At 73.6% G+C, this 10,544-nt stretch carries 10 protein-coding genes; 7 read left to right on the top strand and 3 right to left on the bottom strand.

What is annotated here, in order from left to right:
* From WMJ97_RS12325 to WMJ97_RS12340, 4 genes are all read left to right on the top strand, one after another.
* A partial coding sequence (locus tag WMJ97_RS12325; protein WP_347349296.1) for a DNA recombination protein RmuC occupies nt 1-1,389 on the top strand: 1,389 nt, incomplete at its 5' end.
* Nucleotides 1,386-2,654, top strand: a complete 1,269-nt coding sequence (ilvA, locus tag WMJ97_RS12330; RefSeq protein WP_347349297.1) for a threonine ammonia-lyase IlvA — start codon at nt 1,386-1,388, stop codon at nt 2,652-2,654. The genes WMJ97_RS12325 and ilvA, both read left to right, overlap by 4 nt.
* 9 nt (nt 2,655-2,663) lie before the next feature.
* Nucleotides 2,664-3,290 carry a hypothetical protein gene (locus WMJ97_RS12335; RefSeq protein ID WP_347349298.1) on the top strand — a complete coding sequence of 209 codons (627 nt, stop codon included), beginning with the start codon at nt 2,664-2,666 and terminating at the stop codon, nt 3,288-3,290.
* A 27-nt stretch (nt 3,291-3,317) separates the two neighbouring features.
* Nucleotides 3,318-4,196, top strand: coding sequence for a polysaccharide deacetylase family protein (locus tag WMJ97_RS12340; RefSeq protein WP_347349299.1), 879 nt, complete (start codon nt 3,318-3,320; stop codon nt 4,194-4,196).
* Nucleotides 4,197-4,262: 66 nt separating this feature from the next.
* Here WMJ97_RS12340 and hemQ read toward each other — a convergent pair whose 3' ends face one another.
* From hemQ to WMJ97_RS12355, 3 genes are read right to left on the bottom strand one after another with little or no spacing between them, the layout of a single operon-like run.
* A complete protein-coding gene (gene hemQ, locus WMJ97_RS12345; RefSeq protein WP_347349300.1) occupies nt 4,263-5,006 on the bottom strand; it encodes a hydrogen peroxide-dependent heme synthase in 744 nt (247 codons plus the stop codon).
* On the bottom strand, nt 5,003-6,088 hold the full coding sequence (locus WMJ97_RS12350; protein WP_347349301.1) for a ferrochelatase: 1,086 nt from the start codon (nt 6,086-6,088) through the stop codon (nt 5,003-5,005). Before WMJ97_RS12350 ends, hemQ begins: the two co-directional genes overlap by 4 nt.
* Before the next feature lie 11 nt (nt 6,089-6,099).
* Entirely contained in the window at nt 6,100-7,470 is a 1,371-nt protein-coding gene (locus WMJ97_RS12355) for a glutamyl-tRNA reductase (protein WP_347349302.1), read from the bottom strand.
* A gap of 37 nt (nt 7,471-7,507) precedes the next feature.
* Between WMJ97_RS12355 and hemE the strand changes: the two genes are divergently transcribed.
* The 3 genes from hemE to hemC all read left to right on the top strand — a co-directional run.
* Nucleotides 7,508-8,584 carry a uroporphyrinogen decarboxylase gene (hemE, locus tag WMJ97_RS12360; protein WP_347349303.1) on the top strand — a complete coding sequence of 359 codons (1,077 nt, stop codon included), beginning with the start codon at nt 7,508-7,510 and terminating at the stop codon, nt 8,582-8,584.
* Nucleotides 8,581-10,008 carry an FAD-dependent oxidoreductase gene (locus WMJ97_RS12365; RefSeq protein ID WP_347349304.1) on the top strand — a complete coding sequence of 476 codons (1,428 nt, stop codon included), beginning with the start codon at nt 8,581-8,583 and terminating at the stop codon, nt 10,006-10,008. The genes hemE and WMJ97_RS12365 overlap by 4 nt, the downstream gene beginning before the upstream one ends.
* A gap of 11 nt (nt 10,009-10,019) precedes the next feature.
* A partial coding sequence (gene hemC / locus WMJ97_RS12370) for a hydroxymethylbilane synthase (RefSeq protein ID WP_347349305.1) occupies nt 10,020-10,544 on the top strand: 525 nt, incomplete at its 3' end.

The following is a 10,544-nucleotide window of genomic DNA, read 5'->3' on the forward strand; positions in this document are numbered from 1 at the left end:
GACGCCGCGGCGGCCGCCACGCGCGCGGCCGAGGCGCGCCAGCAGATGGCGGAGGCATGGTCGGCGCACGCGGCGGCCCGGGCCGAGGCGGCCGGCTTGCAGGCCACGGTCACCGCGGCCACCGCGGAGCGCGACGTCGCGATCGCGCGTGCCGCCGAGCTGGCGGCCGACCGCGACGCGATGGTGAACCAGTTCAAGGTGCTCTCCAGCGAAACCCTCGAGGCGCAGTCGCGCCGGGCCGACGCGACCGCCGAGCAGCGGCTGCAGGCCACCGAGCAGTTGATGGCGCCGATCCGGGAGAGCCTGGCCGCGTTCAACACGCGCCTGGGCGAGGTCGAGCAGGCGCGGGTTCAGATGAGCACCGACCTGGCCGCGCAGGTGCGGGCCGTCCAGTTCACCGGCGAGCAGCTGCGGCGCGAGACCTCCGCGCTGTCCACCGCCCTGCGCAAGCCGCAGGTGCGTGGCGCGTGGGGCGAGATGCAGCTCAAGCGCGTCGTCGAGGTGAGCGGCATGCTCGAGCACTGCGACTTCGTGCAGCAGCAGACCACGACCACGAGCACCGACGCGCTGATCCGGCCCGACCTGAAGGTGATGCTGGGCGAGTCGAAGTTCGTCTACGTCGACTCGAAGGTGCCCCTGTCGGCATTCCTGGACGCCGAGGAGGCGGGCAACGACGCCGACCGCGACCGTTACCGGGCGCAGTTCGCGAAGAACGTCCGCTCGCACGTGGATCAGCTCGCCGGCAAGGGGTATTGGAAGGCGGATGCGGGCACGCCCGAGTTCGTCGTGCTGTTCATGCCGAACGAGGCGCTGGGCGCCGAAGCGCTCGCCCAGATCCCCGACCTGCACGACTACGCGGCCCGCAAGAACGTCATCGTGGCGACGCCGACCACGCTGATCGCGATGCTGCGGGCGGTCGCCTACGGGTGGAAGCAGGCGGCACTCGCCGAGTCCGCCGCCGAGGTGTTCACGCTCGGGCGCGAGCTCTACGACCGGCTCGGCACGATGGGCGGCCACTTCGACAAGATCGGCCGGGCGCTCAACTCGACCGTCAAGGCGTACAACACGACGCTCGGCTCCCTGGAGTCGCGGGTGTTCGTCACCGCGCGGCGGTTCCGCGACCTGAGCGTGACGGACGCCGAGCTGGCCGAGCTCTCCCCCAGCGACGAGCACGCCCGGTCGGTGACCGCGCCCGAGCTGACCGAGCGGGGTGAGTCGTCGACCGACCGGCGCGGCGAGGGCGGCGTCCGGGTTGACGACGAGCGAGCCGACCGCGCGCTGCCGCTTCCCGAGGCCGACGAGCTCAAGCGAGGCGAGCCGACGCTCGACGAGGTGACGGCGTCCACGACCGTGACCCGCCTCGGCCAGAGGGGCAGAATGGCCCGGTGAGCACCGACACGTCCGCCGCCACCCAGCCTGTCTCGGCCGCCTCGATCGACGAGGCGGCCGAGCGCATCCGCGCCGTCGTCTCCACGACCCCGCTGCAGCCGAACCAGCGGCTGTCGGCGGCGTCCGGGGCGAACATCTGGCTGAAGCGTGAAGACCTGCAGCCGGTGCGCTCGTACAAGATCCGCGGCGCGTACAACCTGATCGCCCAGCTCGACGAGGCCGAGCGGGAGGCGGGGGTGATCGCGGCGTCCGCGGGTAACCACGGGCAGGGCGTCGCGCTCGCCTGTGCGCAGTTGGGCATCCGGGGGCGCATCTTCGTGCCGAGCAACACCCCTCGCCAAAAGCGCGATCGCATGCGCGAACTGGGTGGTGCGCACATCGAGCTGATCATGACGGGCACCACGTACGACGAGGCGTCCCGGGCAGCGAAGCAGGCGGCCGCCGAGACCGGGGCGACCACCGTGTCGGCGTTCGACGACCCGCGCACGATCTCGGGGCAGGGCACCATCGCGCACGAGATCGTCGAGCAGTTGGGCTTCGCGCCCGACACCGTCGTGGTGCCGGTGGGCGGCGGCGGCCTGCTGTCGGGCTGCCTGACCTGGCTCGCCGAGCGCCACCCGGGCACGAAGGTCGTCGGGGTGGAGCCGTCGGGCGCCGCCTGCATGGCGGTCGCGCTCGAGGCCGGCGAGCCGCGCGAGTTGAAGAAGATCGACACGTTCGTCGACGGGGCGGCCGTCCGGCGGGCGGGCGATCTGACGTACTCGATCGTGTCGGCCTTCAACCCGCCGATGTACTCGGTGCCCGAGGGCCGCATCTGCAGCGAGATGCTGGCGCTCTACCAGACCGACGGCATCATCGCCGAGCCGGCGGGCGCGCTCGCGCCGGCGTCCCTGGGGCTGTACAAGCCCGCCCCGGGCGAGACGGTCGTCGCGATTCTGTCGGGGGGCAACAACGACCTGTCGCGCTACAGCGAGATCGCCGAACGGTCGCTGGTGTACGAGGGGCGCAAGCACTACTTCCTCGTGAACTTCCCCCAAGAGCCCGGCGCGCTGCGGCGCTTCCTCGACGAGGTGCTGGGGCCCGACGACGACATCACGCTGTTCGAGTACGTGAAGCGCTCCAACCGGGAGACCGGGCCGGCGCTGGTCGGCGTCGAGCTGGGCGACCCGGCTAACCTCGAGAGGCTGCTGGCACGCATGCAGTCCAGCCCCATCTCGGTCGAGGTCGTCTCGCCCGACAGCCCGTTCTACCGCTTCCTCGTGTAGGAGAACCCGATGCGCCTGTACGCGCGCCCGTCGTGGATGCTGATCCGCCAACTGATCGCCGACGCCTTCGTCGTGGCCTGGGGCCTGTTCTGGTGGTGGGCCGGGCGGCTCACCGACACGACGATCCGCGCGATCGCCGAGCCCAGCCGCCACGTGGCCGGGGCACTGCGGCAGATGCGCGACAACATCGGCGGCGCCGCGGGGCGCGTGGGCGAGATCCCGTACGTGGGCGGCGACGTCCGCGTCCCGTTCGACCGGCTGACCGGGGATGTGGACGGCATGATCGCCTCCGCCGACGGCCAGGTGCACGCCATCGAGAACGCGGCGACGCTCATGGGGTGGGTCACGTTCGCGCTGCCGCTGCTGCTGCTCATCATCATCTGGCTGCCGTGGCGGCTGCGGTTCGTGCGGCGCTCGTCCGCCACGCTGGCGCTGGTGCGCCAGACGACCGGCTCCGACCTGCTCGCGCTCCGGGCGCTGGCGACGCAGCCCATCTCCGAACTGCGGCGCATCGACCCCGACCCGGTGGGTGCGTGGCGGGTCGGGGACTCCGCGGCGATCACGGCGCTCGCCGACCTCGAGCTCGCGCGGGCAGGCGTCCGGAGGCCGCGGAGGCGTCGCGCCTCCCTGCGGTGAAACCCGGCGGGTCTAGAGTGCAGGGCCGTGGCCATCCCTGAACTTCCCCGCAGAAATCTTCTCCTGGCCGGCGTCGCCGGCGTGGCCGCGCTGGCCGCAGGCTGCGCGTCCCAAACCGGCTCGACCCGCTCGACCGGGCCGAGCATCGGGCCGGTCGCCGACCACGACCCTGTCTCGCCCGCGCCCAGCGCGGGCACCGCCGATCCGGCGGCCGAGGCGTCCCGTGCGACCGTGCCGGTGCTCTGCTACCACCAGATCCGCGCCTGGGCGGGCGGCGATTCGTCCTACAACAAGAACTCGCTGATCTGCCCGCCGGACAACTTCCGCCGGCAGCTCGACGGCATCAAGGACGCCGGCTTCACCACGATCACCCCGGACGCCTACCTCGCGCACCTGCGCACCAACGCGCCCCTGCCCGACAAGCCGGTCATGCTGAGCTTCGACGACGGCAAGGACAGCCAGCCCAACGTCGCGGCGCCCGAGCTGACCAAGCGCGGCATGACCGGAACGTTCTTCATCATGAGCGTCGTCATCGACAAGCCCGGCTGGATCACGTCGAAGCAGGTCGCCGACCTGGCCGCCGCGGGGCACACGGTCGGGTCGCACACGTACGACCACCACGACGTCCGCAAGTACGCGGGCAAGGACTGGGAGGAGCAATTCGTGAAACCGCGCGACGTGCTCCGGAAACTGTCGGGCCAGCCCGTCGAGACGTTCGCCTACCCCTATGGGGCGTGGAACGCGGCCGCGTTCCCGCACCTGGCCCAGGCCGGGTACACGACCGCCTACCAGCTCGGCGACAAGCCCGTCGACGCCGCGAACCCGCTGTTCACGCTGCGTCGCATCCTGGTCAACTCGCGCCTCGACGGCGCGGGCATCGTGGCCGAACTCACCAAGAAGCCCTGACCGGCGGAGCTGTGTGACGTTCTCCACACCAGAGTGTGGAGAACGTCAGGTAGAAACGCCCCCGGGTTAGGAGAGGGGCTGCGCGTCGGCCCAGTCGGCGAGGTCGACGCGAGGTCCGGTGAAGAACGGCGTCTCCTCGCGGACGTGCAGCCGCGCCTCCACGGCCCGCTGGGCCCGCATAGCGTCGGTGAGGCGGTGCAGCTCGTCGGCCTCGAAGGCGAGCAGCCACTCGTAGTCGCCGAGCGCGAACGCGGACGTCGTCGACCCGAGCACGTCGGGGTAGTCCTTCGCCGCCATCCCGTGCGTGCGCAGCATGTGGGAGCGCTTGGAGCTGTCCATGTAGTACCACTCGTAGCTCCGGACGAACGGGTACACCGTCAGCCAGGGCCGCGGCGCGATCCCCGAGAAGCAGGCCGGCGTGTGCGCCGAGTTGAACTCGGCCGGCCGGTGGACCCCCACGCAACTCCACACGGACGCCAGCCGCATCCCCAACTGGGTGCGGCGCAGCGCGTGGTAGGCCCGCTGCAGGTCCGCCGGGTCGTCGGCGAGCAGCCAGACCATGAGGTCGGCGTCCGCCCGGAAGCCCCCGATGTCGTACCAGCCGCGAATCGTCGCCCCGCTGGACGTCACCGCGGCGACCGCCTCCTCCACCCACTCGTGCCGCTCGGCGGCGACGGCGGGCAGGGGCGCGTCGAGCTCGAACACCGAGTACATGACGTAGTGGGTGGTGGCGTTGACGTCCTCGGGCGACACGTAGGTATCGCGCGGGTCGCCGCTGAACGGAGCGCCAGGGGTCTTGGCCTGAGTCATGAGGTCCTTTCGGAGCAGATGGTCGGTTGGGTGGGCCCGCCCGGACGCCCGCTGCCGCAGCAGGACGCCGGGCACAGGTACCGCTCGGACGCCGGCGCCTCGGCCTCACCACGGGCGACGGCGGCGCGCATGAGTAGCCGGTCGGCCAGCTCGGCCACGAACGCCCGGTCGGTGCCGGCCGTGGCGGCCCGCACATAGCTGAGCCCGAGCCGCTCGGCCGTCTCGGCGGCCTGCGTGTCGAGATCGTAGACGACCTCCATGTGGTCGTTCACGAAGCCGAACGGCACGGCGAGCACCCGGTTGACGCCTTGGGCCGCCAGCTCCTCCAGCCGGTCGTTCACGTCCGGCTCCAGCCACGGGATGTGCGGCGCGCCCGAGCGCGAGCAGTACGCGATCTCCCAGTCGGGCTCGAGCCCGGCCTCCTCGCGGACCCTGGCCATGATCCGCCGCGCCACGCGCGCGTGCTGGGCTGAGTAGGTTCCGTCGGCCCCGCCGGGGCCGGACGCGGCGTCCATCGCGCGGGGGATCGAGTGCGTGACGAAGAGCACCCGGACGCCGGAGCGCTCCTCCTCGTCCCACGCGCCGAGCGCGTTGGTGACCGCGCGCGCGTTCGCCCGGACGAACCCGAACGACTCCGCGTACGGCCCGATCTTGTCGAGCTGCAGGTCGACGCCGGCCTCGGCGAGGGCGTCCGCGAGGTTCTCCCGGTACTGCCGGCAGCTCGAGTAGCTGGCGTACGCGGCCGTCAGCAGCACGAGGACGCGGCGGGCGCCGGCGTCCGCGAGCTCGCGGAGCGTCTCGGCGAAGAAGGGGTGCCAGTTACGGTTGCCGATGACGACGGGGACGTCGACGCCGAGGCGTCCGAGCTCGGCGTGCAGGGCGGCCACGAGCTCGGCGTTGCGCTCGTTGATGGGCGACCGTCCGCCGAAGAGCTGGTAGTGGCCGGAGACCTCCACGAGCCGCTCGTCGGGGATGCCCCGGCCGGCGGTCGCGTTGCGCATGAACGGCAGGACGTCGTCGGGGCCATCGGGCCCCCCGTAGGAGGCCACCAGGATCGCGTCGTACGGCTCCAGCCCACCCACAGCGCCTCCTGTCACATGGCCTCCCGCCGACGGACGTCGCCGAGGTCGGTCAGGTCGAACCCGGTCACCGGGCACCGTTCGTCGTCGAGCCCGTCGGGCGAGATGACGCCCGCGTGCCCCGCGGCGGGCACCCGACCGAGGTCGGCCTGGATGCCGTACAGCTCGTTCAGCGCGGACAGGTACACCGCCTGGCGCCCCTCGACCGCCGCCTGACGAGCGCGGACGCTCGGCACATGCACGAGCCGGGCCGCGAGCCGGCGCAGGGCGTGGGCGGCCTCGTCGGCCGTCACCGGACGCCCCTGCGGCAGCCGGTCCACCTCGTCTTCCACCATGCCCGCGATGGTGTCGCGCAGCGCGACGACGGCCGGATCCATCTGCCGCCCCTTCAGTTTGACGATCAGGTCGTTCACCCCGGACGCCACGAGCTCCTGCGCCCGCCCGACCTCGCGGGCCGACGCGTCGGGCACGTGCCGCTGCACGAGCGGCAGGTCGACGAGGGTGACGCCCGCCAGCAGCCCGACGTGCTGCTCGACGTCGCGGCTGAGCGCGAGGTCGACGATCGGCAACTCGCGGCCCCCGCGGGTCGCCATCACGCCCGTCATGAGCGTGGTCGTGAGCGTCGGGACGCCGGTCCCCCGGCACGTCACCACGACGTCGGCCTGGGCGAGGGCGTCCTCCAGCGGGCCGCTGAGCGGCGTCACGGCGTGCGTGGACGCGAACAACTCGGCCCGGCCACTGCGCGAGTGGACGGCGATGTGGCGGCAGCCGCGCGCCTCCAACGCGGCGACGACGGCCCCAGCGTAGGCGCCGGTGCCGAGCAGCAGGACGCGGTCGTGCGCCCAGTCGCGCTGCAGCATGTCGAGGCCGACGGAGACGACCGAGCGGCCCGTCGCGGCGAGGTCGGTGAGGTGGGCGACGCGCCGCGACGTCCGCAGCGCCTGCTCGATGCTCTCGGTGAGCAGGTACGTCGCGGTGTGCTCGGCCTGCGCCTGCTTCAGCGCCCGGCGCAGCTGCCCGGCGATCTGCCGCTCCCCCACGACCATCGAGTCGAGGCCGGCGCCGACGCCGAACAGGTGCCAGAGCACCTCCGTGTGCGTCCGGACGCGCAGCGGCACCTCGGCCCAGCCGGGATCGCGCCCCTCGTGGCCCGCGGCGATCGCGGCGCGGACGAGCGCGCCCAGCGTCGCGAGGTCGCCCTCGGCGTCCAGATAGATCTCCACCCGATTACAGGTCGACACGACGACGGCGCCGTCGACGGCGCCGCCCGCCTCCACCAGGCGCCGGGCGAGGCCCGAGGTCGCCTGGGCGACACGTTCCACCTGCGACAAGCCATGTTCTTCGTGGTGGACGGAGTAGAGATGAAGTCCCACAGTGGCCCCCATTCAACCATCGCCGACAACGTACGGCACAATCGTCCGCGTGACGACGACAGTGCCGCCCCTGCTGGAAGCGCTCGCCGGGAGAAGGCCCCGACGCCTCCCGGTCTGGTTCATGCGCCAGGCCGGGCGATCGCTCCCCGAGTATCGCGCCGCCCGCGAGGGCCTCACGATGCTCGAATCGTGCCTGCGGCCCCAGGTGGCCGCGGAGATCACGGTACAGCCCGTCCGGCGCCACCGGGTGGACGCCGCCATCTTCTTCTCAGACATCATGGTGCCGCTGCGGCTGGCCGGCGTGGCCGTCGAGATCAGCCCCGGCATCGGTCCGGTCTTCGAGAAACCCGTCCGCAGCGCGGACGACGTCCGCGAGCTGGTCGCGCACGAGCCCGGCGACCCGCAGCCGGTCGTCGAGGCCGTCCGGCTGGCGCGGGCCGAGCTGGACGGCGTCCCCTCCGGCGACGCCTCCTGGACGCCGCTCATCGGCTTCGCCGGGGCCCCCTTCACGCTGGCCGCCTACCTCGTGGAGGGCAAGCCGTCCCGCGACCATCTGGCCGCGCGGGCGCTCATGCACGCCGACCCGGCCTCCTGGGACGCGCTGCTCGGCTGGTGCGCCCGCGTCTCCGGCGCGTTCCTGCGCGCGCAGGTCGAGGCGGGGGCGGCGGCCGTCCAGCTGTTCGACAGCTGGGCCGGCTCGCTGCGCCGCGACGACTACGTCGCCCACGTCGCCCCCTACTCGAAGGCCGCGCTGGACGCCGTGAGCGGCGTCCCGAAGATCCACTTCGGCACGGGCACCGGCCACCTGCTGCCCGACGTCCGCGACGCGGGGGCGGACGCCGTCGGCGTCGACTACCGGACGCCGCTCGACGAGGCCAACCGCCTCCTCGGCGGCGCCACGCCGCTGCAAGGCAACGTCGACCCGGCGATGCTCGCCGCCGGGTGGGACGCGCTGTCCGCCCACGCCCGCGACGTCGTGACCAGGGGGTACGCCGCGCCCGGCCACGTGGTGAACCTGGGCCACGGCGTCCCGGAAACCACCGACCCCGACGTGCTGACACGGCTGGTCGAGTTGGTGCACGCGCTGCCGGGGTCCGCCAAGAGCGCGGCCGAGGGGGCGGCGTGAGCGCTGCCACGGACGTCGACGCGATCGTCGTCGGCGGGGGCATCGCCGGACTGAACGCGGCCCGCGTCCTCGCCGAGCGGGGGCTCGCGCCGATGGTGCTGGAGGCCCGCGGGCGTCCGGGTGGGCTGGTCTTCGGCGACGACCTCGGCGGCGTCGCCGTCGACCTGGGCGCGGAGTCGTTCGCGAAGCGCTCCGTCTACACGGCGCGCCTGTGCGACGAGTTGGGCCTCGAGCTCATCGACCCGTCCGGGCGCTCCTGGATCTGGGACCGCGGCCGCGCCTTCCCCATCCCCCACGGCGTCCTGGGCATCCCGACGAGCCTCGACGACCCCGACGTGATCGAAGCCCTGACCCCCGAGGGCCTCGAGCGCGCCCGCGCCGACCTCAGCATGGGTCCGGACGCCGGCGCCGACTGCCGCGACCTGGCGTCCCTCGTGCGCGTCCGGCTGGGCGACGAGGTGCTCGACCGGCTCGTCACGCCGGTGGCGGGCGGCGTCCACTCCACGAACCCGGCGCGGCTCGCGGCCGACGTCGTCACGCCCGGCCTGCGGGGCCGGCTCGCCGCGGAGGGCTCGCTGGTCGCCGCGGCGGCCGCACAGCGGGCGGCCGCGCCGGCGGGCGCGGTCGTCTCGTCGGTGCGGGGCGGGCTGTTCCGCCTGACGCTCGCCCTCGCCCGGCGCATCACGGACGCCGGCGGCGAGATCTGGACCAAACAGCTCGTCACGGCCCTGTGCCCGGCCCCGGGCGGCTGGGCGGTCCAGGTGGACGCCGCCGGCCCCTCCACCGACCCGGCGATCGTGGGCGCGCCCGCCGGGCAGCCCGCGACGATCACGGCCCGGCGCGTCCTCGTCGCCCTCGACGGCCGCGCGGCGCTCGGGCTGCTGCGCGGCGTCCCGAGGCTGGAGGTGGGCGACGACGACCTGCCGCGCGGGGCCGACCTCGCCTCGATCGACATCGCCCTCGACCATCCCGCCCTCGACGCCGGCCCCCGCGGGTCGGGCCTGCTCGTCGCTCCCCCGGACGACGGCGTCCGCCCGGACGTCGCCGCGAAGGCCCTCACGCACTACTCGATCAAGTGGCCGTGGGTCCACGACGACGGGGGCCCGCACGTGCTGCGCGTCAGCTACGGCCGTGGCCCCGGGACGCCCACGCCCACCCTCGCCGGGGCACTCACGGACGCCTCCACCCTCCTCGGCGTGCCGCTGACCAGCGGAAACGTCCGGGCGCACCGCGTCGTTCGGTTCCCGAACTCGCTGCCGCCCCAGACGCCGGCGCACCGCGAACGGGTGGCCGCGCTCGCGGCGTCCCTGGAGACGACGCCGGGCCTGGGCGTCGCGGGCGCCTGGTTCGCGGGCACCGGGCTCGCGGCCGTCCTGCCGCAGGCGGAGGCGGCCGCCGGCCGGCTCGTCGAGGGGAACGACTAACGTAGGCCCCTATGAGGATCGTCCTGGGCACGCGCGGCTCCGAACTCGCACTCACGCAGTCGGGGCTCGTGGCCGACGCCCTGCGGGCCCTCGGCCACGAGGTCGAGCTGCGCACGGTGAAGACGCACGGCGACGTCGAGTCGGCGTCCCTCGTCACCCAGGGCGGGCTCGGCGTGTTCGCCGCCGCGCTGCGCCAGGCGCTGCTCGACGGCGGGGTCGACATCGCCGTCCACTCGTTCAAAGACCTTCCGACGGCCGAGAACGCCGGGCTCGTGGTCGCGGCGGTGCCCGAGCGGGCCGACCACCGCGACGTGCTGGTGTCGCCGGGTGGGCTGAGCCTGATCGATCTGCCGCTGGGCGCGCGCGTGGGCACGGGCTCGCCGCGCCGGGCCGCGCAGGTGCGCGCGCGGCGTCCCGATCTCACGGTCGTGGAGATCCGCGGCAACGTCGGCACGAGGCTCGCGCGGGCGCTCGGCGACCCGGCGACCGGCCGCGAGGCCGACCTGGACGCCGTGGTGCTCGCCGCCGCCGGCCTC

Origin of the sequence: Nigerium sp. (genome assembly GCF_039811905.1) — a bacterium.
In the GTDB taxonomy this organism is placed as follows: domain Bacteria; phylum Actinomycetota; class Actinomycetes; order Propionibacteriales; family Propionibacteriaceae; genus Propioniciclava.